A 23,724-nucleotide genomic window follows, 5' to 3' on the forward strand; every position below is an offset into this window, starting at 1 on the left:
GAGGGTCCCCGTCCCGACTCGGGGGACGCGTCGTCCCTGAAACGGGGACGCAAAGGTGCCAAAGGCCGAGTCTAACGGGGTGGGAGACAGCCTTGGACGCGCAGTCCAAGGGGTGGCTCCCTCATGCGTGCGCCCGTGGGGCCTCTTCGGCGTCAGAGGAGATGCGCCGGGGTGCCCACGGGCAACGTAAATCGGAACTCGGCGCCGCCGCCGGGGGCGCGGCCGACCGTGATGCTGCCGCCGTGGGCCTCGACGATGCCCTTGACGATGTAGAGCCCGAGGCCGGTGCCGCCGCGCTTGCTGCCCCGCCAGAAGCGGGTGAAGACGCGGTTCATGGACTCCTCCGGGATGCCGGTGCCCTCGTCGCTCACCGTGACCGACGTGGCGGTGTTCTCGCCGTCCTCCCGCTCGTGCGGGGACACCGAGGGTGCCAGATCAATGGTGACGGTTCCCTCGCCGTGCCGCACGGCATTTTCGAGCAGGTTGCTGAGCACCTGGTCGATCTTGTCCGGGTCGGCCCACAGGGCGGGCAGCGGCTGCTCGATGCGCAGCAGGAAGCGGTCGGCCGACTGGCCCGAGGCGACGTACGCCTGGATGTGCCGGCCGACGGCCGCGCCGATGTCGACGGGCTGGCGGCGCACCTCGAGACGGCCTGAGTCGATGCGGGAGATGTCGAGCAGTTCGGCGATGAGCCGGGTGACCCGGTTCGCGTCGGCGTCGACCGTCTCCAGCATGAGTTTCTTCTGGTCGTCCGTGAACCTCTCCCACTTCGCCAGCAGCGTCGCGGTGAAGCCCTTGACGGAGGTCAGCGGCGAACGCAGCTCGTGGGCGACCGTCGCGATCAGTTCGGCGTGGCTGCGCTCGGTGCGGCGGCGGGCCTCGGTGTCACGGAGGGAGACGACGACGCGGTGCACCGGGCCGGTGGGGCGCGTCCGCACGTAGCGCGCGGAGACGAGGACCTCGCGCGCCCCGGGCAGCAGCAGATTGCGCTCGGGCTGGGCGTTGCGGATCGCGAGACCGCCGTACGGGTCGGTCAGCTGCCACCACCTGCGGCCCTCCAGGTCCTCCAGCGGGAGCACCGTGTCGAGTCTGCGTCCGAGGGCGTCGGCGGAGGGGACCGCGGTGATCCGGGCCGCGGCGGCGTTGAAGCAGATCACCACGCCGTGCTCGTCGGCCACGACGAGCCCGTCGGGCAGGTCGTCGGGGTCGATGCCGAGGTCGGCCGGGACACGTCCGGTGGTGGGGTCGCCGTGCCGGGACGTGGGTGTGCCGCGCACCTCCCGTGCTCGCGGCGCCTTCTGCGCACCGCTCGTGCCGACACTCATCCCCGTACCCCACCTCTCGTCTGGCGCAGGGCCCCCGAGCCCGTCACCCTACTAGCTGTCGGTGACGGAGCGGCACCCTCCGGAGGCGCGCTGTGCACGGGCGGACGCGTAGAGACATACGGCGGCGGCCGTGGCGAGGTTCAGGCTCTCGGCCTTTCCGTGGATGGGTACGCGCACGACGGCGTCGGCCAGCGCCCGGGTCTCCTCCGGAAGCCCCCAGGCCTCGTTCCCGAACACCCAGGCGGTGGGGCCGCCCATGGTGCCCTTGTCCAGTTCGTCGTCGAGGTCGTCGTCGCCCGCGCCGTCCGCGGCGAGGATCCGCACCCCGGCGTCCTTGAGGCCCTGCACGGCCCGCTCCACGGGCACGCCGACCGCGACGGGGAGATGGAACAGCGAGCCGACCGAGGCGCGCACGGCCTTGGGGTTGTACAGGTCCACGGAGGCGTCGGTCAGGACGACGGCCTCGGCGCCGGCGGCGTCGGCGCACCGCAGCACGGTGCCGGCGTTCCCGGGGTCCCGGACGTGGGCGAGGACGGCGACGAGCCTGGGCCGGGCTTCGAGGATGTCCTCGAAGGGGGTGTCGAGGAACCGGCAGACGCCGACGAGTCCCTGCGGGGTCACGGTCGTGGAGATGTCGGCGATCACCGTCTCGTCCGCGAGGTGCACACGGGCGCCGGCGTCCCGGGCCTCACCGATGATGTCGGCGTACCGCTCCGCCGCCTCGACGGTCGCGAAGAGTTCCACGAGGGTGGCCGGACCGTGCGCCCGGTGGGCCGCCGCCTCCCGTACCGCCTGCGGGCCCTCGGCGAGGAACAGCTGCTCCTTGCCCCGGAAGTTCCGCTTGGCCAGCCGCCGCGCGGCCAGGACGCGGGGCGAACGCGGGGAGATCAGCTCGGGGGCGGCAAAGGGCATGGGCTCACCTTCGGAAGTTCACGGGTACTTGTCGGGCGCGGGCCCGCGGTCGACGGGTACGTGCCGGGATGCGGGCCGCCGTGCGCACGGCATGTCCGGCCGCCGGCGCGCACGGTCCGCCGCCCGTCCGGACGCAGCAGGACCCGCAGGCCTCGGGCCTGCGGGTCCTCCGGTCGCACCGGCCTAGAGCCGGTGCAGCGTCACGCGGCCTTCGGCGCGTTGACGTCCGACGGCAGCGCCTTCTGCGCGACCTCGACGAGCGCGGCGAACGCGTTGGCGTCGTTGACGGCCAGCTCAGCGAGGATCTTGCGGTCCACCTCGATGTTGGCGGCCTTCAGACCCTGGATGAGGCGGTTGTACGTCATGCCGTTCTGGCGGGCCGCAGCGTTGATGCGCTGGATCCACAGCTGACGGAAGTCGCCCTTGCGCTTCTTGCGGTCGTTGTAGTTGTAGACCAGCGAGTGGGTGACCTGCTCCTTGGCCTTGCGGTACAGGCGCGAACGCTGACCGCGGTATCCGGAGGCCTGCTCCAGGATCGCCCGGCGCTTCTTGTGGGCGTTGACTGCCCGCTTGACGCGTGCCACTTTGTTTAACTCCTTGTAGCGGGGCCGTGGTGGTCGTCACACGGCCCGAAATCGATTGGGTCCCGGTCCAGACGCGCGGCGCCGAGGCGCCGGTACGTCACTTGCCGAGAAGCTTCTTGATCTTCTTGGCGTCGCCCGGGGCCATCTCGGCGTTGCCGGTGAGGCGACGCGTCAGACGGGACGACTTGTGCTCGAGCAGGTGGCGCTTGCCGGCGCGCTCACGGAGCACCTTGCCGGAGCCGGTGACCTTGAAGCGCTTGCTGGCACCGCTGTGCGACTTGTTCTTCGGCATAGCGCCGTTATCTCCTCGTCAGTGGCGTTCCGGTGCCCGGTCGTGAAACCGGGCACGATGGAACGTCATATGTATCGATTGACATCCCCGGACTGCTGTCCCGGACGCCTCGGACTCCCGTCCTGAGCACTCCCGGGGCGTGGGTCCTGGGATCAGGCCTCGGCGGAAGCCTCGGCCGGAGCCTCGACCGCAGTCTCGGTCTCGGTCTCGGTCTCGGTCTCGACCTCGGCGGCGTTCTGCGAGCGACCGGGGTTGGCCTTCGCTTCCGCCTTGCGGGCCGCCTGGGCCTCACGGGCCTCGGCCATCGCCTCGGTCTTCTTCTTGTGCGGACCGAGAACCATGATCATGTTCCGGCCGTCCTGCTTCGGGTTCGACTCGACGAAACCGAGGTCCTGGACGTCCTCCGCGAGACGCTGCAGCAGTCGGTAGCCCAGCTCGGGCCGGGACTGCTCGCGACCACGGAACATGATCGTGATCTTGACCTTGTCGCCCTGCTTGAGGAACCGGACGACGTGACCCTTCTTCGTGTCATAGTCGTGCGGGTCGATCTTCGGCCGGAGCTTCATCTCCTTGATGACCGTGTGCGCCTGGTTCTTGCGCGCCTCACGGGCCTTCATGGCCGACTCGTACTTGAACTTCCCGTAGTCCATGAGCTTGCAGACGGGCGGGCGAGCGTTCGCCGCCACCTCGACCAGGTCGAGGTCGTACTCCTGAGCAAGCTCAAGGGCCTTGGCAAGCGGAACAATCCCGACCTGCTCGCCGCTGGGACCGACAAGTCGCACTTCGGGAACGCGAATCCGGTCGTTGATGCGGGGCTCGGCGCTGATGGATCCTCCTCGGTAGCACCACACGGCGGTCTGGCGGACAGCCGCGTATGTCTCTGATGACACGTGGACCAACCACCGCGGGGCATGAAAAATGCCCCGGGACGGTACACAGGCGGGGCTCCATGACTACCGGAGCACCGCCGCGGTGAACCGCGGGGCGCACTATCGGGCGACTCCACCGTCCGTACGGAACGGTGGTGGCCGCCTGACCGGGTGACCCGCCGCCCCGGAGGGCGGTCAGGTGGGAGATCGGAGCCTCCACTTGTGGGTCGAGCACATACGTGTCCGACCGGTCGTTACACAAGGTTAGCAGCTCCCCGGAGCCCGCGCTAACCGGGCGTCTCGGACTCCCCCGCGCGGACGGCCGCGCACCTGGGCCTATCGTGTCAGGTATGAGTGACACCCCTCCCCAGACCCCCGACTACGACACCATGGCCCGCGACATCGCCGAGGTCCCGGCGGTCGAGGTGATCGTGACGGTCGCCGTGAACCTGATGAGCGCCGCCGCCGTGAAGCTCGGTCTGACCGAGGAGGGGGACGAGCACAAGGACCTGGACGAGGCGCGCAAGCTGGTCACCGCGCTGGCCGGGCTGCTCGACGCGAGCGCGACCGAGATCAGCTCGTTCCACGCGGCGCCCCTGCGCGACGGTCTGAAGTCGCTCCAGCTGGCGTTCCGCGAGGCGTCGATCGTCCCGGACGAGCCGGGCCAGGGCCCGGGCGAGAAGTACACGGGCCCGGTCTACGGCTGACCTTCACTCACCGACGTACGTACAGGGGCTCGCCCGGCGGCGTCGCCTCGGCCGGCAGCAGCGCCAGGTCGAGGCCGCGCACCAGGCGGGCCCTCAGTGTCTCGTCGGCCGCGAGCCGCTCGGCGACGGAGCGGGCCGCCTCGGCCGGGGCGGCGGACGGGTCGAGCACGAGGGCGAGGGTGCCGTCGGCGCGGCCGGGCCCGAGGTGGGCGCGCAGGACCAGCGGCTCGGCGGCGACCGCGGCCCGCACCGCGGCCACGACGGCCGGGTCGGCGAGCGGGTCGGTCGAGGTGCGCCCCTCGGCGAGCGCGAGCAGCGCCGGGCCCGTCAGCTCGTAGGGCACGGGACCCGCCATGTCCAGGACGATCGTGTCGGCCTTCTCGTGCGCGGCGGCCTGCAGCGCCTGGTGCAGGGGTACGGCGACAGGGCGGGCCGCGGGGTCCCAGCGGGCCAGCGACTCGGTGGACGTGAAGGCGGGCAGCGCCGTGCGGTGGCCGGCCTTCAGGGTCGGCACCGCCATGTCGCTGGTCTTCTCGTGACGCAGTCCGTTCTCGTCCTCCTCGACCTCGCCGAGTACGGCCACCACGGGCACGAGCAGCCGGGCGCCCTTGAGCGCCTCCAGGACGGGCCCGACGGCGGTGCGGTCCTCGGCCCAGGCCGCTAGCGCCGCGCTGAGCTTCGGGTCGGCGCTGCCGTCGTCGTCGGAGAAGCCGGAGTCGGGAATGTTCTTGTTCGCCACGGTCCTGACCCTATCGGGGTGATGCTGCTGCGCTTGTGCGGCCCCGGTAACCCGGCGGTGACGCGGCTCATGCGTTTCTCAGCCTTCCCTGACACACATCTCACATGCGTCTAACCACGGGCACAGCCCCGGCGCCCAGCATCGCGGGATGGACCGTCACAGAGCCCGAGGGCGCCGCGCCCGCACCGCCCGACGCACGCCGCTGCTGTCCGCCCTGGTGGCCTCCGCCGTACTGGTGGGCGGCACCGCGGCCGGCACCTTCTACATGAAGGCCCAGGCGCACGACGGCTCCGGGCCCGTATCGTCGCCCGGGTCCCCGGCGGCGTCCTCGGCGTCGCCCGCCGTCAGCGAGGAGGCGTCGGTGGAACCCGTGGCGGAGCCCTCGGTCGATCGTGAGGCGCTGCTCGCCGCGGCGATGAAGTCGGTGGCGGCGGAGGGTGGGGCGAAGGTGTCGGTCGCGGTCCTCGACCTCACGTCCGGCGAGAGCTCCGTGTACGGGGACGGCTCCTTCGACACCGCGAGCATCGTGAAGGTCGACATCCTGGCGGCGCTGCTGCTCCAGGTCCAGGACGCGGACCGGCATCTCACGGCGCAGGAGAAGGCGTACGCCACCGCGATGATCGAGAACAGCGACAACGCGGCTGCGTCCGCGCTGTGGGACGAGATCGGGCGGGCGGACGGCCTGGACTCCGCGAACGCCCGCTTCGGCCTGTCCGGCACACAGGGCGGCGACGGCGCGCTGTGGGGGCTGACGCAGACCACGGCGAACGATCAACTCACCCTGCTCCGTCAGGTGTTCGGCGTCGGCGACGCCGAGCTCTCGAGGAGTTCGCGCGCCTATGTGCAGGGGCTCATGGGCGGTGTCGCGGCCGGCCAGCACTGGGGGGTGTCGGCGGTGGCGGACGGCTCCGCGTGGGCCCTGAAGAACGGGTGGCTGGCGCGCAGCACGACCGGGCTGTGGGACATCAACAGCATCGGGCGGGTCACCGCCGACGGACGCTCCTACCTGGTGGCGACCCTGTCGAACGGCAACTCCACGCAGGCGAAGGGGATTTCGCTGGTGGAGGCGGCGGCGCGGGCGGCGGTGTCGGCGTTCCGGGACACGGACGCGGGCTGAGACCCCGGTTTCGCTCGGGGCGCCACGGGGGGCATGCGCCGCGACACCCGTACCGCCCGCACGGCTTGCCCGAGGCCCACGGTGGCCGACCGGGCCTGCCGGTGAGCTCCGGAAGGACCGGTTCAGTTCGGGGCCCGCCGTCAGGCGCGGGCGCCGGGCGCCACCGGGCCGGCCCGGGTCCCGCGATCACGCGTGTGCCGCTGGGGGCCGCCGTACCCGCCCAGGTCCCGTCGTCCGGCTAGGCGTCGCCGTACCGGCCCGGGTCACGGCGGCCGCGCCACAGCACGACCGCCGCCGCCAGCAGGGCCGCGCCGATGCCGCCCGCGAGCGGGCCCGCCCAGCCCGAGGAGTCTCCGTCGCCCTGGGCGGCGTCGGGACCCGAGCCGAAGTACTTCCCGCCGTACGCCTCCGAGTGGAGCCCTTCGGGCTTGAGCCGGCCACCCGCCTTGATGGCGGCGGCGGGGTCGACGAAACCGAACCCGCGGGAGTCGTCGTGGCCGCCGGCCGGGGCGTTCCGGGCGGTGTCCTCCAGGAGCTGTTTGATCTGCGCCGGGGACAGACCGGGGTGGGCCGCCTTGATGAGCGCGACCGCGCCCGAGACGAAGGCGGACGCCGCGCTCGTGCCCCAGCCCTCGTAGTAGCGGTCGTCGGGGTCGGCGATGACGACGTCGACGCCGGGCGCGCTCACCGTGGCGTACCAGCGGCGGGTGGAGAAGGAGGCGCGGGTGCCGTAGCGGTCCACGGCGGTCGCCGCGATCACACCCGGGTAGGCGGCCGGGTAGGAGATGCGGTCGCCCTTCTCGCCCCCGTTGCCGGCCGAGGCGACGACCACGGCGCCCTTGCGCAGGGCGTACTGGACGGCCTCGTCCTCCGCCGGTTCGGGGTGGGCGGACTTGGAGTCGTCGCCGAGGGAGAGGTTGATGACGTCGGCGCCGTGGTCGGTGGCCCAGCGGATGCCTTCGGCGAGTGCGTTGCCGCGGGTGTTGCGGGCCTTCGTCCGGGCGGAGTCGCCGTCCTCCAGGATGACGCGGACCGGGAGGACCTTCGCCTCCGGGGCGATGCCCATGACTCCGTCGTCGTCGCCCGGCCCGTGACCGTGCCCGGCGATGATGCCCGCCATGGCCGTGCCGTGCCTGGCCCACGCCCGGTCGCCGCGGCTCGCGCCGAAGCCGACCATGTCCCTGCCGGTGAGGACGTTCCCGTCGAGGTCCGGGTGCCGGGCGTCGACGCCCGTGTCGAGGACGGCGACGGTGATGCCCTTGCCCTTGGTGGTCCGCCAGGCCTCCTGGGTGTGCATCGCGTCCAGGGCCCACTGCTTGGCGCGTATGCCGTCGGCGTACGCCGTGGTGGACGGCACCAGGGCGAGGGAGCCGGCCAGCAGGACACCGAGCAGCCCGGCCCGGCGGGTCGCCCCGGTCGGGCGGGCCCGCCCCGCGGTGCGGGCCGGTCCGGCCTTGCGGATCATGACGGCTTCTCCGTGACCGAGGTGACGGTCTTGCGGAAGCCCCGCTCGACACGGTCGGCGAGGCCCTGGGCCTCGTGGCCGAGGCCCGCCTGAGCCGGGGTCGTGGTCGCGCCGGGCTCGATGGCGTCCTCGGCCGCCTGCGGCGTGGTGACGGCACGGCCGTCCGCGAAACCGGAGACGGCGTAGACCACGACGGGGGCGTCGGTCAGCACCGACACCGTCCAGGAGGCGCGCTGGGCGTTGCGGAAGTGGTCGGCGACGGTTCCCTCGGCGGCGTACGGGCGGGGCATCAGGTCGGTGCGGCGCTCCAGGCCCTCCTTCTCGAAGCGGGCCTTGAGGGAGGTCATCGCCGCCGCGTCCGCCTTGGTGAACAGCAGGCCGACGGTGGTGACGTGGCTGCGGGTGGCGTCCGTGTAGGTGGCGCGCAGCAGCCGCAGACAGCCGACCGGGGCGAGGGCCTTGCGCAGGAGCGGGTCGAAGGCGTCCTTGCAGCCGGTGTCCGGCGCGACGGCGATCCGGGTCCAGACGCGGTCGGCGCCTCCGGGGCCGGCTCCGTCCCCCCGCACGGTGGGCGGGAAGAGCCGGTCCACGGGCACGCTGTGCCACAGGTCGCCGGCTGAAGCGAACGCGTCGCCCGAGCCCTCGCCGTCGGTGCCGCCGGTGAGCCAACTGCCCGTCGCCGCGCCGCCGATGAGCCCGACTCCGAGGACGACGCAGGCCGCGGCGGCCACGATGCGGGGGCGGGTCCTGCCGCCGCGGGAGGCGGGCGGACGCATGCCGGTCCCGTCGTGGGTGTCCGGTTCGGCGAACGAGACGAAGGGGCGCTCCGCTCCCGGGGTGCGCGACGGGGGTACCGGGGCGCGGGGCGGGGTGTGCGGGGGCGCGGCCGGCTCCTGGGCCGGGACGGGCCGCAGCCGCCTGGTCGTCTCCGTGCTGTTCTCCTCGGGCGGGCCGGTGCGCGGCGGTACGCCGGGCCGGGCGGGGCCGGGTGTGACCGGAGGAGCGTCCGGGAAGCGGGCGGAGGCGGGGGGCGGCGGCGGGGTGACGGTGCCCGGCCGGCGCGCGGCGGGCAGGCCGGACGCCGTGCCGGTGGAATTCTCCGCGTCCCGCTCGGGTGCCCCGGCGGGACGGGCGGGCCCGTCCCCGGGCCCGTGGGCCGGAGTACCGGGCCGGCGCGGCGACTGGTCACCGGGGGTGCCGGTGCCGTGCGCCGCCACGTCGGTGGACGGGGCGAAGAAGTCGTACGAGCTTGGTGGCGACGGCACCCGCGCAGCGCTTCCGGCCCGTGGCACAGCGCCGGCGCCCGTGGAAGGGGGTTCCACCGGGCGGGGCGGGAATGCGGGTCCGTCGGCGGGTCGGGGTGGGGTGAGCCGCGGCGGGGCCGCCGTGTCCGGCTGCGCGCCCGCACGCAGCGACGGGAACGCCGGAGCGCCGTCGGGCAACGGGTCCGCCGCGCGGGGCGGCGTGGTGTCCTGTACGAACCGGTCCTGCCGGTGGCGTGCCGGGGTGTGCCCGGCGGGGGCGCCGGTGGGACGCGGCGGCACCTGACGCTGCGGGTCGGACGCGGCCGGGCGGCCGGACGTCCCGGCACGGAAATCGGTCCGACGCGGCGGCACCTGACGCTCAGGGTCCGCCGGGGTGTCGCCGGTGGGACGCGGCGGCACCTGACGCTGCGGGTACGCGGCCGGGCGGCCGGACGTCCCGGCACGGAAATCGGTCCGACGCGGCGGCACCTGACGCTCAGGGTCCGCCGGGGTGTCGCCGGTGGGACGCGGCGGCACCTGACGCTGCGGGTCGGACGCGGCCGGGCGGCCGGACGTCTCCGTGCGGAAATCGGGCGCGGGACCCGCCTCCCGGGACTCCTCGCGGACCGGGGGCCGCGGCGGGGCCGTCCCCTCCGCGGTGGCCGACGGGGTCTGCGCGGCCTGCTCCGGGAGGACGTCCGGGGACGGCGGCGACGCGGCCGGGGACGACTGCGGCGGGGTCGTCGGGCGCGGAGGGATGGAGGCGCGACGCGCTTCCGTGCTCATGCACCCCCCGTTTCCTCGTACCCGGGCAATCGGTCCGCCGCGGAGCTCGGCGGGGCCGTGTCGTGTCTGCGCAAGCCCGCCACGGGCACGCATACCCGCACCGGTGGACCGTCACCCCGGGCAGGGCCCGCCGGGGCAAGGTCGTTCCTCCCTGCGTGCGCGTCACTCTACGGGTTGACGCGCGTCCGGAGGGAACCAGTCCGGGGCCCCGGGGCATCTGCCCGGAACGTCCCCCTACCCTGCGGTAATCGAGTCTGGCAGGCTTCGGACATGACTGCCCGCGCCGCAGACCGGGCCCGGTACGACCGGGCCACCGCTCACCTCGACGCGCCTGTCGCGATCGTGGACCTGGAGGCCTTCGACGCGAACGCGGAGGACCTCGTCCGCAGGGCCGGGGGCAAGCCGATCCGTGTCGCGAGCAAGTCCGTCCGCTGCCGCGCCCTCCTGGAACGCGTCCTGGGCCGGGACGGCTTCGCGGGCATCATGTCGTTCACCCTCGCCGAGTCGCTGTGGCTCGCGCGCTCCGGCTTCGACGACGTGCTTCTGGCCTACCCGTCGGCGGACCGCGGGGCCTTCGCCGAGCTGGCCGGCGACCCGAAGCTCGCCGCCGCGGTGACCGTCATGATCGACGACCCGGCCCAGCTGGCCCTGATCGACGAGGCCCGGCAGGGCGGCACCGAAGTCGTGCGTGTCTGCCTGGAGTTGGACACGTCCCTCAAGCTGCTCGGCGGGCGGGTCCGGGTGGGGGCCCTGCGCTCGCCGCTGCACTCCCCGGCCCAGGTCGCCGATCTGGCCCGCGCCGTCGCCCGGCGGCCCGGGTTCCGGCTCGTCGGGATCATGGCGTACGAGGGGCACATCGCGGGCGTGGGCGACGCCGTCGACGGGCGGCCGCTGCGGTCACGCGCGATCCGGCTGATGCAGGCCACCGCACGCAAGGAACTGGCCCGGCGGCGCTCCGAGGTCGTCCGGGCCGTGCGGGCGGTGGCACCGGACCTCGAATTCGTCAACGGCGGAGGCACGGGCAGTGTCCAGCACACGGCCGCGGAGGACTCGGTCACGGAGATCGCGGCGGGGTCCGGGCTGTACGTGCCGCGGTTGTTCGACAACTACACGTCCTTCAGCGGGCGTCCGGCCGCGCTGTTCGCTCAGCCCGTCGTCCGCAGGCCGGGCGTGGGGATCGTGACAGTCCTCGGCGGCGGCTACCCGGCCTCGGGGGCTCCGGGCGCCGACCGGCTTCCGGTCCCCCATCTGCCGGAGGGACTGAGGTACGACCCTCAGGAGGGTCCCGGTGAGGTGCAGACGCCCCTGATCGGCGCGCCCGCGGACGACCTGCTGATCGGCGACAAGGTGTGGTTCCGGCACGCCAAGGCCGGCGAGCTGTGCGAGCGGTTCGACACGCTGCACCTCGTGGAGGGCGAGGCGGTGACGGCCGCGGTCCCGACGTACCGGGGCGAAGGGCACACCTTCCTCTAGGCCGGTCCCACGTCGACCCTCCGGGCCGGTCTCACGTCGACGGTCCGATGCTGCTGCCCACTCCCCCGCCGGTGCCCGAGTCGCCGACCGGGCGGATGCCCTCGGTGATCCTGTCCATGTCGGCGAGGGGCGGTCCGTCGGGGCCCGCGTCGAAGGCGAAGCGGACGATGACGAGGGACTCCGAGCCGACGCTGGACGGAAAGGCCAGCGACTCGACGTACCCTCCCGGCCCCACACCGGTCCTGACGCGCCAGCGCACGAAGTAGCCCGCCCGCCCCGCGACGGCGACCTGGCCCGACTTCACCACCTGGTGGGAGGTGATGCCGCGGTAGGGCCTGCTGTCGACCAGGTCGCGGTCGTACGAGGCGTCCGCCGCGTCCTCGATGTCCCGCTCGGCGAGGATCTTCGGGGACTTCTCGTCGTTGGCCGTGACCGTGCGCGACAGGACCCGGCCGTGGCGGCAGAGGCCGGGGTCCCCCGGGCAGTCGTAGGTGCCCGGCGTCGTCATCACCATGTCGTCCTCGGCGACGTACTGGGGCCGGACCCAGCCGTCGAGCAACGGCAGGGTGATGCCGTTGAGTTCGTCCACGACCTTGGACGGGTCCTCGGACGGGCTCGCGGAGGCGGAGGCCGACGGTGAGCCTGTTCCGGTGGCGGGTGCCGGGGCGGTCGGCGTGGTCTTCGTGGCCGCCTCCCCCTTCCCGTCGTCCTTGCGGAGGAGCACGGCGCCGGTGGCGATCGACGCGACGAGGACCGCTCCGGCCGCGGTCAGCGCGACGGCCTTGGCCCGGCCGGAGCCCCCGTTCCCGGACGCTGCCGGGGGTGCCGGGGGCTGCGTGGGGACTTCGGGCTGGCGCCGGTGGTCGGTCCACGCGGTTCCGTCCCACCAGCGCTCGACGAGCGGGTACGACGGGTCGCGGTACCAGCCGGGCGGAGGTGTCATGCTCATCCCGGCACTCTAGGACGTGGCTCTGAAGATCAGTACACGGTGTCCGTCCGGTCGGGCACGACGGAGCCGTCCGGTCTGCGTACGGGGCCGCGGCCGCCGTCCGGCGCGTTGTAGGCGGTCGTCGCACACGGGTAGGCGTCCGGCTTGCGGGGCAGTGGCTCGATGAACATCGGGTTGACCACCCAGCGGCCGTCGCCGTCGTCGTAAGCCCGGCACATCAGTTCGCTCTTGTTGCGGTTGAGGACCAGGTGGGCGCCGGTGGCGTCGCCGACGAAGGTGACGTCGGTGTCGGCGTCGCCGCCCGCGACGACGGGGCGGTGGCGGGCGTCCTGCCGCTGCCAGGCGGCGGCTCCGCGCACTCCGTAGATCTCCTGGTTGATCCAGCAGCGTTTGCCGTCGATGTACGGGATGGCCCCGCCCCTGCTCGCGGGGACGCCGCCGCAGCCCTCGTTGCGGGTGGTGATCCGGCCGTGGCGGTCGAGGACGGAGCGGATCGCGAGGGTGTGCCGGGCGTCGACCCCGACTCCGCGGGACCAGACCTCGGTGACGGGTTCGGAGCCCGCCGAGACGATGTACACGTCGAATCCGGCCCGTTGCAGGGTGCGGATCAGGTCGCGCTGCTGGTCGTAGTAGCGGACGTACGCGGGAACGGTGCGGGTGCCGACCCGCTGCACCGAGCCGACGGGGGCCGCGAGGGCGCGCTCGCGTGCGCGACGGGCGTAGGAGGAGAGTTCCGCGGGGGTGCGACCGGCGAAGAGCTGGGGCACCCATGCGTACTGGGGCACCGTGCGCCGGTGGTTCCAGGTGCCGGCGAAGGCCGGGGCCCCGCTCACGGTGGTGCCGCTCTCGCGGATCTGGAGGATCTCGTCGGCGCAGCGGGGGTTGGTGGAGGTTCTCAGGGGGGCGCCCGCGCCCGAGCCGCACGCGGCGGTGAGGGCCTCGTCGGCGGCTGCGGTGAGCCAGGCGCTGGTGTCCTTCCAGCGGGCCGGGCGCAGGAGTTCGTCGTGGGTGAGGGCCCAGACGAGGGTGGCGTCCGTGACGTCGTTCTTGGTGATCGTGTTGTCCCAGTCGAAGGCGGCGACCGGGCGGCTGTCCCGGGGGCGGCCGGCGCAGGTGCCGTGGGCGTCGATCACCTGTTGCAGACGGGCGCGGTTGTCTCCGTACCAAGTGCCGGACAGCCGTGGGCAGTCGGCGCTGCCCGTCGTGGCCGGGGCGGCGACGGGGGCGGTGGGCGCGGCCGCCAGGGCGGCGGCCGCTGCCAGGGTCCACACGAGGAGGTGTCGCATATGACGTGGACCGTACACCTTTGCCCGCTACAGGGGCGTCACGTACGCGCCCGAGATCCCGCCGTCGACCAGGAAGTCGGTGGCGTTGACGAACGAGGAGTCGTCGCTGGCGAGGAACGCGACCGCCGCCGCGATCTCGTCCGCCTCCGCGAACCGTCCTACGGGGATGTGCACCAGCCGCCGCGCGGCCCGTTCCGGGTCCTTGGCGAACAGCTCCTGGAGCAGCGGGGTGTTGACCGGTCCGGGGCACAGGGCGTTGACCCGGATGCCCTCCCTGGCGAACTGCACGCCCAGTTCGCGGGACATGGCCAGCACACCGCCCTTGGAGGCGGTGTAGGAGATCTGCGAGGTCGCCGCGCCCATCCGGGCGACGAAGGACGCCGTGTTGATGATGGAGCCCCTGCCCTGGCGCCGCATGTAGGGGATGGCCGCCTTGCAGCACAGGTACACGGAGGTGAGGTTGACCTCCTGGACGCGCTTCCAGGCCTCCAGTCCGGTCTCCAGGATGGAGTCGTCGTCGGGCGGCGAGATGCCGGCGTTGTTGAAGGCGACGTCGACCGAGCCGTACGTGTCGTACGCCGTCTTGAAGAGCGCCTCGACCTGTTCCGGGTCGGTGACGTCGACCTTGACGAAGGTGCCGCCGACCTCCTCGGCGGCGGCCTTGCCGCGCTGTTCGTCGACGTCGCCGCAGACGACGCGCGCGCCCTCGGAGGCCAGTCGGCGCGTGGTGGCGAGGCCGATCCCGCTGCCGGCGCCGGTGATGACGGCGGTACGGCCGACCAGACGGCGGCAGATGTTTCCCTCGGTGGCTTCGGTCACTGTGCGGGGCCCTCCGTACTGATGAAGACGTTCTTGGTTTCGGTGAAGGCGGTGAGCGCGTCCGGGCCCAGCTCGCGGCCGATCCCCGACTGCTTGAAGCCGCCGAAGGGGGTCCAGTAGCGGACGCTGGAGTGGGAGTTGACGGAGAGGTTCCCGGCGCGGACGGCGCCCGAGACCCGCAGTGCCCGGCCGATGTCCCGGCTCCAGACGGACCCGGCGAGACCGTACGGCGTGTCGTTGGCGAGCCGGACGGCGTCCGCCTCGTCCTCGAAGGGGATGACCACGGCGACCGGGCCGAAGACCTCCTCGACGGCGACACGGGCGTCGGGCGCGACGTCGGTGAGCACGGTGGGCGGGAACCAGAAACCGGGTCCCTCCGGGGCCTTGCCGCGGATGCCGGGCGCGTCGGCGTCGACGTAGGAGCGCACGCGTTCCAGCTGCGCCCGGGAGATCAGCGGGCCCATCTGTGTCTGCTCGTCGGCGGGGTCGCCGACCCGGACGGACTCGATCGCGGGGGCGAGCAGGTCGAGGAAGCGGTCGTGCACCGAGCGCTGGACGAGGATGCGGGTGCGGGCGCAGCAGTCCTGGCCGGAGTTGTCGAGGAAGGACATGGGCGCGGCGGCAGCGGCGGCCTCGACGTCCGCGTCGGCGAAGACGATGTTGGGGCTCTTGCCGCCGAGTTCGAGGGTGACGCGCTTGAGGAGGGCGGAGCCCTTCGCCAGCACCTGCTTGCCCACGGCCGTCGACCCGGTGAAGACGATCTTGGCGACGCCCGGATGCTCGACGAGGGCGTTGCCCGCGACGGGTCCGGCGCCCGGCAGCACCTGGAAGAGGTGCTCGGGAAGCCCTGCCTCCAGGGCGAGTTCGGCCAGCCGCAGGGCGGTGAGCGGTGTCGTCTCGGCGGGCTTGAGGATCACCGCGTTGCCCGCGGCGAGGGCCGGTGCGGTGCCCCAGGCGGCGATCGGCATGGGGAAGTTCCAGGGCGCGACGACACCGACGACGCCGAGCGGTTCGAGCAGGGTGACGTCGAGGCCGCCGGGGACCGGGATCTGACGGCCGGTCAGCCGCTCCACTCCCCCGGCCGCGTAGTCGAGCAGGTCGCGCACGTTGCCCGCCTCCCAGCGGGCGTTGCCGAGGGTGTGGCCGGCCTCGCGGACCTCCAGCCGGGCCAGTTCCTCGATGTGCCCGTCGACGACGGACGCGAAGCGGCGCAGCAGCCGGGCGCGGTCGGCGGGCGCGAGCGCCGCCCATGCCCGCTGGGCGTGTGCGGCCCGCGCGACGGCGGCGTCCACGTCGTCCGCGGTGGCGGCCGGGACGGTGGCGACGACCTCCTCGGTGGCCGGGTTGAGGACGCGGAGTTCGTGCTCGTTCGACAAGAGGGGCCTCACATGCGTTCGAAGGAGCGGCGCAGCTCCCAGTCGGTCACCGCGGCGTCGAAGGCGTCCAGTTCGACGCGTGCCATGTTGCGGTAGTGCGCGACCACCTCGTCGCCGAAGGCGGCCTTGGCGATGGGGCTGTTCTCCCAGAGCTCGGCGGCCTCGCGCAGGGTGGTGGGCACGTGCTCGTACTCGGCGGCGTACGCGTTGCCCGCGCACGCCTCGGGGAGCTCCAGCTGCTGCTCGATGCCGTACAGGCCGGCCGCGACCAGACCGGCGACCGCCAGGTGCGGGTTGACGTCGCCTCCCGGCAGGCGGTTCTCGAAGCGCGTCGACCGGCCGTGGCCGACGACACGGAGCGCGCAGGTGCGGTTGTCGTGGCCCCAGGCGACGGCGGTCGGCGCGAAGGAGCCCGGCTGGAACCGCTTGTAGGAGTTGATGTTGGGGGCGTAGAGGAGCGAGAAGTCGCGCAGGGCGGCGAGCTGCCCGGCGAGGAAGTGCCGCATGACCGGCGACATCCCGTCGGGGTCCCGGTCGGAGCCCGCCATGACGTTCCTGCCGTCGGCGTCCGCGAGCGAGAGGTGGATGTGGCAGGAGTTGCCCTCGCGTTCGTTGTACTTGGCCATGAACGTGAGCGAGACGCCCTCCTGGGAGGCGATCTCCTTGGCGCCGGTCTTGTAGATCGCGTGCTGGTCGCAGGTGACGAGGGCCTCGTCGTACTTGAAGGCGATCTCGTGCTGGCCGGGGTTGCATTCGCCCTTCGCGGACTCCACGGTGAGGCCGGCGCCCTGCATCTCGTTGCGGATGCGGCGGAGCAGGGGCTCGATGCGCCCGGTGCCGAGGACCGAGTAGTCGATGTTGTACTGGTTGGCCGGGGTCAGGCCGCGGTAGTGGGCGTCCCAGGCCTGCTCGTAGGTGTCCTTGAAGACGATGAACTCGAGCTCCGTGCCGACCTGGGCGGTGTAGCCGAGTTCCGCCAGGCGGTCGAGCTGGCGGCGCAGGATCTGGCGGGGCGCGGCGACGACCGGTGAGCCGTCGTTCCAGGCGAGGTCGGCGATGAGCAGGGCGGTGCCCGCGTTCCACGGGACGCGGCGCAGGGTACCGAGGTCGGGGCGCATCGCGAAGTCGCCGTAGCCGCGGTCCCAGGAGGACATGTCGTATCCGTCGACCGTGTTCATCTCGGTGTCGACGGCGAGGAGGTAGTTGCAGCCCTCCGTGCCGTGGTGCAGGACCTCGTCGAGGAAGAAGCGCGCGGCGAACCGCTTGCCCTGGAGTCGCCCCTGCATGTCGGGGAAGGCCAGGACGACCGTGTCGATCTCGCCGCCCGCGACGAGGGTGTGCAGTTCCTCTACGCCGAGCGGGGGTGTGCGGTCTGCCACCGGAAAAGCCTCCTTGGGTCAGCCGAGAGCCATAAGGTATTGCCGAGAACCATTGCTTGGGAAGGGGGCACGACCGGATGGCGCAGGCGAGTCCAGACAGCGGCCCGGGGCGCGGTCCGGGCCGCGCCGCGAGGGGTCCGGGCGACGGGCTGACGGCCGTGCTGCGGCCGGTGCGGGCGGGCAACGGCTTCGAGGAGGCGCTGGAGCAGATCCTCCAGGTCGTCCGGCTGGGCCTGGTGCCCGGCGGCGAACGGCTGCCCGCCGAACGGGACCTGGCGGAACGGCTCGGGATCAGCCGCGTCACCCTGCGCGAGGTCCTCAAGGTGCTCCAGGACCAGGGCCTCGTCGAGTCACGGCGCGGCCGGTACGGCGGCACGTTCGTGCTGCCGCGCTCGCAGGCCCCGGGCGAGCAGGAGCTGCGGCGCCGGGTCGCCGCGGTCGACATCGAGGACGTGCTGCGCTTCCGCGAGGTCCTGGAGGTGGGAGCCGCCGGACTGTGCGCCGCGCACGGGCTCGACGGCGAGCGGGCGAAGCGGCTGCGCGAGGCGCTCGCCCGCACGAACGACGCTCCGCTGACCGAGTACCGACGGCTGGACACGGGGCTCCACCTCACCCTCGCGCAGCTGTGCGGTTCGCCGTCGCTGGCGGCCCAGTACGCGGCCGTGCGCGCCTCCGTCAACGACCTTCTCGACTGCATCCCCCTGCTGGTGCGCAACCTGGAGCACTCCCAGCACCAGCACACGGCACTGGTCGAGGCCGTGCTCGACGGGGACGCGGACGGCGCGCGGGAGATGATGCGGGAGCACTGCGCGGGGACGGCGGCGCTGCTGCGGGGGTTCCTCGCGTGAGCCGGACACGACGCGCACCCGTCCGCCTTGGCGTCCCGCGTCCCGCAAAGGTATGGATGCGTTCCATTGATCGGGGATCGATGCGAGGGAGAGCCGCGTGGACAGGCCGCTGATCGGCGTCAGCACGTATCTGGACGGGGCCCGCTGGGGTGTGTGGGAACTGGAGGCCGCGCTGCTGCCCGCCGGGTATCCGCGGCTCGTGCAGCGGGCCGGCGGGCTCGCCGTGATGCTGCCGCCGGACGATCCGGACCGGGCCGCCGCGGCCGTGGCCCGCCTCGACGGGGTGGTCGTCGCCGGCGGGCCGGACGTCGACCCGGGGTGCTACGGCGCCGAGCGGTCGCCGCGCACGGGGCCGCCGGCGCCCGCGCGCGATGCGTGGGAACTGGCCCTGATCCGGGCCGCGTTGGCGTCCGGCACCCCGCTGCTCGGCATCTGCCGCGGCATGCAGCTGCTGAACGTCGCCCTCGGGGGCACACTCGTCCAGCACATCGACGGGCACACCCAGGCCGTCGGGGTCTTCGGGCGGCACGAGGTGACGCCCGTACCCGGGACGCTGTACGCCGGTGTCGTGCCGGAGGCTTCGGCCGTGCCCACCTATCACCACCAGGCGGTGGAACGGCTCGGCGAAGGACTGCTCGCCTCGGCGCACGCCGCGGACGGGACGGTGGAGGCCGTCGAACTCCCCGGGCCCGGGTGGGTCCTCGGGGTGCAGTGGCATCCGGAGATGGGCGAGGACGTGCGGGTGATGAGGGCGCTGGTCGGGGCGGCGTGCCGGCACGCCCCCCGGGGGCTCCGCACCCAGACCCGCGGATCGACCTGAACGACCTCGTCCTCGAAGGCCGGACGGGCTGGATTTCCAGCCCGGCGCCGGAAATCCAGCCCCGCCGCGATGGAGGAGCGGGGTGCGGGGCGGAGCTCCGGGGCAGGACGGGTGGACCGGGGGACCCTCGGCGACGGGACGGGCGGAACGCCGGCGGCGGGACGGGCGGTACCCCGGTACGGGATGGGCGGTACCCCCGCGGCGGGACGGGCGGAGCCCCGGTACGGGATGGGCGGTACCTCGGCGGCCGGACGGGCGGAGCCCCGGTACGGGACCGGCGAGACCCCGGTACGGGACCGGCGGGACCCCGGCGGCAGGACGGGCGAAGCCCCGGGGACGGGACCGGCGGGACCCCGGCGGCAGGACGGGCGGAGCCCCGGGGACGGGACGGCAGGGGCGGCGGGGCGAGGGCCGGTCGTCAGCGGGCGGCGCGGGTCAGGGACAGGAGATCCCGGGCCGGGCCGGTGGGGCGGTGGCCGGTGGGCCAGACCGCGCGCAGGGCACGGTCGAGCCGGACGTCGGCGAGCTCCACCGTGACCAGCCGACGGGCGGACAGTTCCTCCCCGAGCGCGAGCTCGCTGAGGACGGCGGGCCCGGCCCCACTGACCGCGGACGCCTTGACCGCGGTGGTGGAGGACAGCTCGATCAACGGCCGGGCGAGCCCTCCGAGCGCCGCGTCGAGCACCTGCCGCGTACCCGACCCCTCCTCCCGCAGGATGAGCGGCGTCGCCGCGAGCTCGCCCGCGGACAGCGGTGCCCGTCGCCGCGCCCACGGGTGCCCGGGCGCCGTGACGACGATCAGCCGGTCCCGCGCGACGACCACCGAGTCGAGGCCCACCGGAACCGACAGCCCTTCGACGAAGCCGAGGTCGGCCTCGCCCGCGAGGAGCCGCTCCGCGACGGCGGCGGAATTGCCGGCCAGGAGCGACACCGCCGTGTCGGGGCGCTGCGCACGCAGCGCGATCAGCCAGCCGGGGAGCAGGTATTCGGCGATGGTCATGCTCGCGGCCACCCGGAGCCGGGAGTCCCGCCGGTCACGCAGGGCCTGCGCCCCGGCGTCGAACGCCTCGGCCGCCTCCACCACCCGCCGGGCCCAGTCGGTGACGAGCGCGCCCTCGTCGGTGAGCCGCGAGCCGCGGGGTGAACGGTCGACGAGGGCCACCCCGAGCCGGCGCTCCATGGAGCGGATACGGCTGCTGGCCGCGGGCTGGGTGATGCCCAGTTCACGCGCCGCGCGCCCGAGGCTGCCGAGCCGCGCCACGGCGAGCAGCAGTTCCAGCGCGCCGAGGTCCGGCACCCGGTGCGCGATGCCGCTGCCGGCCGTCTCTTCGCCTCTGCCCGCGGCCGCTTCGTGCTCGGTGTTGCCGGTCGTCGATTCCGTCCTGCTCATAAACCCAGCTTATGCCCTCATAGAACGGTGCTCCCTGGTGGGGAGGCCTTCGGCGCGGGACGGTGGAGCCATGGTCACCGCTGCCCAGCCCCTCGCCGTCCGCACATCGGGATCCCCTCGCACGGCCGGAACCCCCCGCGCCGCCACCGTGCGGCACCTGGGGCCGAACTGGTACGCCTCGGTGATGGGCACGGCCATCGTGGCCACGGCGGGCGCCGGACTTCCCGGGCACGTGCCGGGCCTCGGAGCCGCGTGCGCCGCCGTGTGGGCGCTGTCGTTCGCGATGCTCGTGACACTGCTCGCCGCCCGCGCGGTGCACTGGACCCGTCACCGCGACCAGGCCCGCGCCCATCTCCTCGACCCGGCCATGGCGCCCTTCTACGGCTGTCTCGCCATGGCACTGCTGGCCGTCGGCGGCGGGGCGCTGGTCGTCGGCCAGGACTGGATCGGACAGCGGGCCGCGCTCGCGCTGGACGTCGTCCTGTTCACCGTCGGCACGGTGGTGGGGCTGCTGGCCGCGGTGGCCGTCCCGTACCTGATGGTCGTGCGGCACCGCATCGAGCCCGGACAGGCCACACCGGTGTGGCTGCTGCCGCTCGTCGCGCCGATGGTCTCCGCCGCACTCGGCCCGCTGCTCGTGCCGCATCTGCCGGCCGGGCAGGCCCGCCAGACCCTGCTGCTCGGCTGCCTCGCGATGTTCGGGCTGAGCCTGCTGGCCACGTTCCTGGTACTTCCGATGATCTTCGCGCGACTCGTCACGGCGGGCCCGCTGCCCCTCGCGCTCACCCCGACCCTGTTCCTGGTGCTGGGACCGCTGGGTCAATCCACCACGGCGACGGGCAAGTTCGCCGACGTCGCCCCGGGGGTCATGCACGCCCCGTACGACCAGGGATTCGGCCTCCTCGCCGTCCTCTACGGGGTTCCCGTGACCGGCTTCGCACTCCTGTGGCTCGGGCTCGCCGGCGCGATGGTGCTGCGGGCCCGCCGCCGGGGCATGGGCTTCGCGATGACCTGGTGGGCGTTCACCTTCCCGGTCGGGACGTGCGTGACCGGCGCCGAGGGGCTGGCCCGGCACACCGGCCTGCTCGCCTTCGACGGCCTGGCGGTCGCCCTGTACGCGCTGCTCGTGGCCACGTGGGCGGTGGCGGCCGGGTGCACGGTCCGTGGGCTGGTCAGCGGCGAGCTGCTCGCAGCGCCGCGCTGAGCACGCCGGGCGCCTCCGCGAGCGAGGGGCCGTACCAGGTCAGCATGCGGCCGTCGACGAGCGCGCAGGGCAGGCCCTCGAAGGCCTCGGGTCCGTCGTCCGCGGTGAAGCGGTACGGCTCGTCGGGCAGGACGACGAGATCAGCCCCCGCTGCCCTGAGGTCGGGGAGCGGCACACGGGGGTAGCGGTCCGTGTGGCCGGCGTAGGCGTTGTCCACACCCAGTCGTGCCAGGACGTCGCCGGCGAAGGTGTCCCGGCCGAGGACCATCCAGGGCCGCCGCCAGACCGGCACGATCGCGGTCGTGCGGCGGGCCGGTTCCGGCAGCTGCGTCCAGGCCGCCTCGGCCTCGTCGAGCCAGCGCGGGCGTGTTCCGGGGCGGCAGGCGTCCAGCACGCGGGCCAGTTCGCGGAAGGCTCCCGGCACGTCGCGCACCTCGGTGACCAGCACCTCGATCCCGGCCTCGCGCAGGGCGGTCAGATCGGGTTCCCGGTTCTCCTCCTCGTTGGCGACCACCAGGTCGGGGGCGAGCCGCACGATCCGGCCGACGTCCGGGTTCTTGGTGCCGCCGACGCGCACGACGTCGAGGTCCACGGGTCGGCTGCACCAGTCGGTCGCACCGACCAGGGCACCGGGCACGGAGAGGGCCACGGCCTCGGTGAGCGAGGGTACGAGCGACACGACACGCGGCGGGGTGCGGCCGGACGGTGGAACGGCGGACCGTTCGTCGGCAGGCGTGGACGCCGGTGTGGGGGCGGACGTGCGGACGGTGTCACCGGAGGTGCCGGACATGGCGTCAGTATCGCAGCGGGCCGCGGCACGTGCGGCCGCCGCCCGGCGGGGTCAGCGCTTGCCGGAGCTGCGGCGGTCCTCGACCGCGTCGATGTGGTCGGCGACCTCGACGACGACGACCCGGGTGTCCGGCACCGTCGCCCGCCAGCGGTGGCGCACCCCGCCCGTCAGGTAGAGCGTGTCGCCGCGTCCGAGGCGATGTGCGCGCCCCTCCGCCTCGACCTCCACGGCGCCGTCGGCGACGAACATCAACTTGTCGTTGCGGTGCTGGAGTTCGCGTCCCTCTTCGTGGTCGCCGGTGAACTCCGTGGCGTGCATCTGGTGGTGACCGCGTACCAGGGGGCGCACCTGGGCCTCGGGGGTGAACTCCGCGCCCACGTCGGCGCGCACGACGTCGACGCTGCACGCCGGGTCGGCCGCGGCGAGCAACTCGACGGCGGTGGTGCCGAGCGCGTCGGCGACCCGCTCCAGGGAACTCCTGCTGGGCCGGGCGCGTTCGTTCTCGACCTGGCTGAGGAAGGGGACCGACAGGCCGCTGCGCTCGGCCACGACGGCGAGGGTGAGCCGCAGTGCCCGGCGTCGCCGCCGGACGGCCGCGCCCACCCGAAGGGGCTGATCTTTGTGGTCGCCCATCGCTCCGGCTCCCTCCCTTGCGTCATCGGTCCGATACGGATGCCACGGTCCGCCGGTTCGACGGGCCACTACTTCTGATGAGTTGTTTGCACCCTACGCATGTTCGGCAAACCGTTTCATGCACCCGTCACATCGCTGTCACATCGATGCAGGGCCAGGGTTACAGTTCGCGCCATCGGACGCGTTGCCCCGACCCGTCCGGCACGCACCCGCCGCACGGGACGAAATCGCTGGCCGGTGGGGCCGGATGGCCCGGCGGGGCGCGTGGCTGGTCTGCTGCGGGTCCGGCGGGACCGGACCGGCGCCGTGGGGGCGACGGTTCTCCGGCAGGCTCGCCCAGCCGCGGGATCGTAGGCACGGGTGCGAGGGGTTCCGCAACGCTCGCCGTACGAGCGCGCATCGGCCAACTCGGCTTCCGTACAGGCTGGTTCGGGACGTCGGGCGACGTCCGGAGCGCCGGCGCCCCTCGGAGGCCGAGGGCCGGCCGGGAGGGCGAGCGGACGCCCGTGGCGCGGCTGGTGAAGTCACCTCTTGGGCACGCGAGTTGACGGCCCGTCGAGTGGGTCGGCGCTGCGGGGTCCGAGGTGGCGGCACAGGCGATGCGGTTGTCCGGATCTTTCTCGTACGCCAGTACGCCACTGCCGCCGCCGTCGGGCGCGAGTACGGGCCCGCGTCCAGCCGGGGCCGGAGTCGGAGGCGGCGCGTTCATTCGCGCCC

The 23,724-nt window shown here is 73.6% G+C and carries 22 protein-coding genes; 6 read left to right on the forward strand and 16 right to left on the reverse strand.

Going from position 1 to position 23,724, the window contains the following annotated elements; genetic code table 11:
• Window positions 1-152: 152 nt before the first annotated feature.
• The 5 genes from ACZ4IF_RS20395 to infC all read right to left on the reverse strand — a co-directional run bounded on the left by ACZ4IF_RS20395 (window position 153) and on the right by infC (window position 3,964).
• Window positions 153-1,325: a sensor histidine kinase gene (locus ACZ4IF_RS20395; protein ID WP_467564669.1), complete on the reverse strand. Its 1,173-nt coding sequence runs from the start codon at window positions 1,323-1,325 to the stop codon at window positions 153-155.
• Window positions 1,326-1,376: 51 nt separating this feature from the next.
• The gene (locus ACZ4IF_RS20400) at window positions 1,377-2,237 is read right to left on the reverse strand and encodes a TrmH family RNA methyltransferase (RefSeq protein ID WP_467564671.1); all 861 of its coding nucleotides are present in this window, start codon (window positions 2,235-2,237) and stop codon (window positions 1,377-1,379) included.
• A 200-nt stretch (window positions 2,238-2,437) separates the two neighbouring features.
• On the reverse strand, window positions 2,438-2,821 hold the full coding sequence (gene rplT / locus ACZ4IF_RS20405) for a 50S ribosomal protein L20 (protein WP_018103794.1): 384 nt from the start codon (window positions 2,819-2,821) through the stop codon (window positions 2,438-2,440).
• Between the two features lie 97 nt (window positions 2,822-2,918).
• Window positions 2,919-3,113: a 50S ribosomal protein L35 gene (rpmI, locus tag ACZ4IF_RS20410; protein WP_007829094.1), complete on the reverse strand. Its 195-nt coding sequence runs from the start codon at window positions 3,111-3,113 to the stop codon at window positions 2,919-2,921.
• 152 nt (window positions 3,114-3,265) lie between these two features.
• Window positions 3,266-3,964 carry a translation initiation factor IF-3 gene (gene infC / locus ACZ4IF_RS20415; protein WP_467564817.1) on the reverse strand — a complete coding sequence of 233 codons (699 nt, stop codon included), beginning with the start codon at window positions 3,962-3,964 and terminating at the stop codon, window positions 3,266-3,268.
• Between the two features lie 368 nt (window positions 3,965-4,332).
• Between infC and ACZ4IF_RS20420 the strand changes: the two genes are divergently transcribed.
• A complete protein-coding gene (locus ACZ4IF_RS20420) occupies window positions 4,333-4,689 on the forward strand; it encodes a DUF1844 domain-containing protein (RefSeq protein WP_028801570.1) in 357 nt (118 codons plus the stop codon).
• A gap of 7 nt (window positions 4,690-4,696) precedes the next feature.
• On the opposite strand, the gene ACZ4IF_RS20425 is transcribed toward ACZ4IF_RS20420, so the two are convergent.
• Complete coding sequence (locus ACZ4IF_RS20425) at window positions 4,697-5,428, reverse strand: SseB family protein (RefSeq protein ID WP_095933134.1); 732 nt, start codon at window positions 5,426-5,428, stop codon at window positions 4,697-4,699.
• Window positions 5,429-5,576: 148 nt separating this feature from the next.
• Here ACZ4IF_RS20425 and ACZ4IF_RS20430 point away from each other — a divergent pair, with 148 nt between their 5' ends.
• Window positions 5,577-6,545, forward strand: a complete 969-nt coding sequence (locus ACZ4IF_RS20430; protein ID WP_467564674.1) for a serine hydrolase — start codon at window positions 5,577-5,579, stop codon at window positions 6,543-6,545.
• Window positions 6,546-6,783: 238 nt separating this feature from the next.
• On the opposite strand, the gene mycP is transcribed toward ACZ4IF_RS20430, so the two are convergent.
• Both mycP and ACZ4IF_RS20440 read right to left on the reverse strand, forming a co-directional pair.
• The gene (gene mycP, locus ACZ4IF_RS20435; RefSeq protein ID WP_467564676.1) at window positions 6,784-8,010 is read right to left on the reverse strand and encodes a type VII secretion-associated serine protease mycosin; all 1,227 of its coding nucleotides are present in this window, start codon (window positions 8,008-8,010) and stop codon (window positions 6,784-6,786) included.
• Entirely contained in the window at window positions 8,007-10,040 is a 2,034-nt protein-coding gene (locus ACZ4IF_RS20440; RefSeq protein WP_467564678.1) for a hypothetical protein, read from the reverse strand. The genes mycP and ACZ4IF_RS20440 overlap by 4 nt, the downstream gene beginning before the upstream one ends.
• A 270-nt stretch (window positions 10,041-10,310) precedes the next feature.
• Here ACZ4IF_RS20440 and ACZ4IF_RS20445 point away from each other — a divergent pair, with 270 nt between their 5' ends.
• On the forward strand, window positions 10,311-11,513 hold the full coding sequence (locus tag ACZ4IF_RS20445; protein ID WP_467564681.1) for an amino acid deaminase/aldolase: 1,203 nt from the start codon (window positions 10,311-10,313) through the stop codon (window positions 11,511-11,513).
• Window positions 11,514-11,544: 31 nt separating this feature from the next.
• On the opposite strand, the gene ACZ4IF_RS20450 is transcribed toward ACZ4IF_RS20445, so the two are convergent.
• From ACZ4IF_RS20450 to ACZ4IF_RS20470, 5 genes are read right to left on the reverse strand one after another with little or no spacing between them, the layout of a single operon-like run.
• The gene (locus ACZ4IF_RS20450; RefSeq protein WP_467564683.1) at window positions 11,545-12,462 is read right to left on the reverse strand and encodes a DUF2510 domain-containing protein; all 918 of its coding nucleotides are present in this window, start codon (window positions 12,460-12,462) and stop codon (window positions 11,545-11,547) included.
• A gap of 29 nt (window positions 12,463-12,491) precedes the next feature.
• Window positions 12,492-13,748, reverse strand: coding sequence for an HAD family hydrolase (locus ACZ4IF_RS20455; protein ID WP_467564685.1), 1,257 nt, complete (start codon window positions 13,746-13,748; stop codon window positions 12,492-12,494).
• Window positions 13,749-13,775: 27 nt separating this feature from the next.
• Window positions 13,776-14,567 (reverse strand): 3-oxoacyl-ACP reductase, encoded by a 792-nt coding sequence (locus ACZ4IF_RS20460; protein ID WP_467564687.1) that lies wholly within the window; start codon window positions 14,565-14,567, stop codon window positions 13,776-13,778.
• Window positions 14,564-15,943, reverse strand: coding sequence for an aldehyde dehydrogenase family protein (locus ACZ4IF_RS20465; protein ID WP_467564689.1), 1,380 nt, complete (start codon window positions 15,941-15,943; stop codon window positions 14,564-14,566). Before ACZ4IF_RS20465 ends, ACZ4IF_RS20460 begins: the two co-directional genes overlap by 4 nt.
• An 8-nt stretch (window positions 15,944-15,951) precedes the next feature.
• On the reverse strand, window positions 15,952-17,322 hold the full coding sequence (locus ACZ4IF_RS20470) for a glutamine synthetase family protein (protein WP_095933161.1): 1,371 nt from the start codon (window positions 17,320-17,322) through the stop codon (window positions 15,952-15,954).
• 77 nt (window positions 17,323-17,399) lie between these two features.
• On the opposite strand from ACZ4IF_RS20470, the gene ACZ4IF_RS20475 reads away from it, so the two are divergent.
• Both ACZ4IF_RS20475 and ACZ4IF_RS20480 read left to right on the forward strand, forming a co-directional pair.
• Window positions 17,400-18,170, forward strand: coding sequence for a FadR/GntR family transcriptional regulator (locus tag ACZ4IF_RS20475; RefSeq protein WP_467564691.1), 771 nt, complete (start codon window positions 17,400-17,402; stop codon window positions 18,168-18,170).
• A 97-nt stretch (window positions 18,171-18,267) separates the two neighbouring features.
• Window positions 18,268-18,990 carry a gamma-glutamyl-gamma-aminobutyrate hydrolase family protein gene (locus ACZ4IF_RS20480; protein WP_467564692.1) on the forward strand — a complete coding sequence of 241 codons (723 nt, stop codon included), beginning with the start codon at window positions 18,268-18,270 and terminating at the stop codon, window positions 18,988-18,990.
• 418 nt (window positions 18,991-19,408) lie between these two features.
• Here the strand turns inward: ACZ4IF_RS20480 and ACZ4IF_RS20485 are convergent, their stop codons facing one another.
• The gene (locus tag ACZ4IF_RS20485) at window positions 19,409-20,380 is read right to left on the reverse strand and encodes a LysR family transcriptional regulator (RefSeq protein WP_467564693.1); all 972 of its coding nucleotides are present in this window, start codon (window positions 20,378-20,380) and stop codon (window positions 19,409-19,411) included.
• Between the two features lie 70 nt (window positions 20,381-20,450).
• On the opposite strand from ACZ4IF_RS20485, the gene ACZ4IF_RS20490 reads away from it, so the two are divergent.
• Window positions 20,451-21,584, forward strand: coding sequence for a TDT family transporter (locus ACZ4IF_RS20490; RefSeq protein WP_467564695.1), 1,134 nt, complete (start codon window positions 20,451-20,453; stop codon window positions 21,582-21,584).
• Here ACZ4IF_RS20490 and ACZ4IF_RS20495 read toward each other — a convergent pair.
• Together ACZ4IF_RS20495 and ACZ4IF_RS20500 are read right to left on the reverse strand one after the other, a co-directional pair.
• A complete protein-coding gene (locus ACZ4IF_RS20495; protein ID WP_467564697.1) occupies window positions 21,553-22,374 on the reverse strand; it encodes a helical backbone metal receptor in 822 nt (273 codons plus the stop codon). The genes ACZ4IF_RS20490 and ACZ4IF_RS20495 overlap by 32 nt on opposite strands.
• A 51-nt stretch (window positions 22,375-22,425) precedes the next feature.
• On the reverse strand, window positions 22,426-23,007 hold the full coding sequence (locus ACZ4IF_RS20500) for a helix-turn-helix domain-containing protein (protein ID WP_345647674.1): 582 nt from the start codon (window positions 23,005-23,007) through the stop codon (window positions 22,426-22,428).
• Window positions 23,008-23,724 lie beyond the last annotated feature (717 nt).

This window comes from Streptomyces sp. NPDC025784 (assembly GCF_055558435.1).

Coding starts and splice junctions, on each gene's coding strand:
- ACZ4IF_RS20395 (WP_467564669.1), bottom strand. CDS start 1,325: ATGAGTGTCGGCACGAGCGGTGCGCAGAAGGCGCCGCGAGCACGGGAG.
- ACZ4IF_RS20400 (WP_467564671.1), bottom strand. CDS start 2,237: ATGCCCTTTGCCGCCCCCGAGCTGATCTCCCCGCGTTCGCCCCGCGTC.
- rpmI (WP_007829094.1), bottom strand. CDS start 3,113: ATGCCGAAGAACAAGTCGCACAGCGGTGCCAGCAAGCGCTTCAAGGTC.
- ACZ4IF_RS20420 (WP_028801570.1), top strand. CDS start 4,333: ATGAGTGACACCCCTCCCCAGACCCCCGACTACGACACCATGGCCCGC.
- ACZ4IF_RS20430 (WP_467564674.1), top strand. CDS start 5,577: ATGGACCGTCACAGAGCCCGAGGGCGCCGCGCCCGCACCGCCCGACGC.
- mycP (WP_467564676.1), bottom strand. CDS start 8,010: ATGATCCGCAAGGCCGGACCGGCCCGCACCGCGGGGCGGGCCCGCCCG.
- ACZ4IF_RS20440 (WP_467564678.1), bottom strand. CDS start 10,040: ATGAGCACGGAAGCGCGTCGCGCCTCCATCCCTCCGCGCCCGACGACC.
- ACZ4IF_RS20445 (WP_467564681.1), top strand. CDS start 10,311: ATGACTGCCCGCGCCGCAGACCGGGCCCGGTACGACCGGGCCACCGCT.
- ACZ4IF_RS20450 (WP_467564683.1), bottom strand. CDS start 12,462: ATGAGCATGACACCTCCGCCCGGCTGGTACCGCGACCCGTCGTACCCG.
- ACZ4IF_RS20455 (WP_467564685.1), bottom strand. CDS start 13,748: ATGCGACACCTCCTCGTGTGGACCCTGGCAGCGGCCGCCGCCCTGGCG.
- ACZ4IF_RS20475 (WP_467564691.1), top strand. CDS start 17,400: ATGGCGCAGGCGAGTCCAGACAGCGGCCCGGGGCGCGGTCCGGGCCGC.
- ACZ4IF_RS20485 (WP_467564693.1), bottom strand. CDS start 20,380: ATGAGCAGGACGGAATCGACGACCGGCAACACCGAGCACGAAGCGGCC.
- ACZ4IF_RS20490 (WP_467564695.1), top strand. CDS start 20,451: ATGGTCACCGCTGCCCAGCCCCTCGCCGTCCGCACATCGGGATCCCCT.
- ACZ4IF_RS20495 (WP_467564697.1), bottom strand. CDS start 22,374: ATGTCCGGCACCTCCGGTGACACCGTCCGCACGTCCGCCCCCACACCG.
- ACZ4IF_RS20500 (WP_345647674.1), bottom strand. CDS start 23,007: ATGGGCGACCACAAAGATCAGCCCCTTCGGGTGGGCGCGGCCGTCCGG.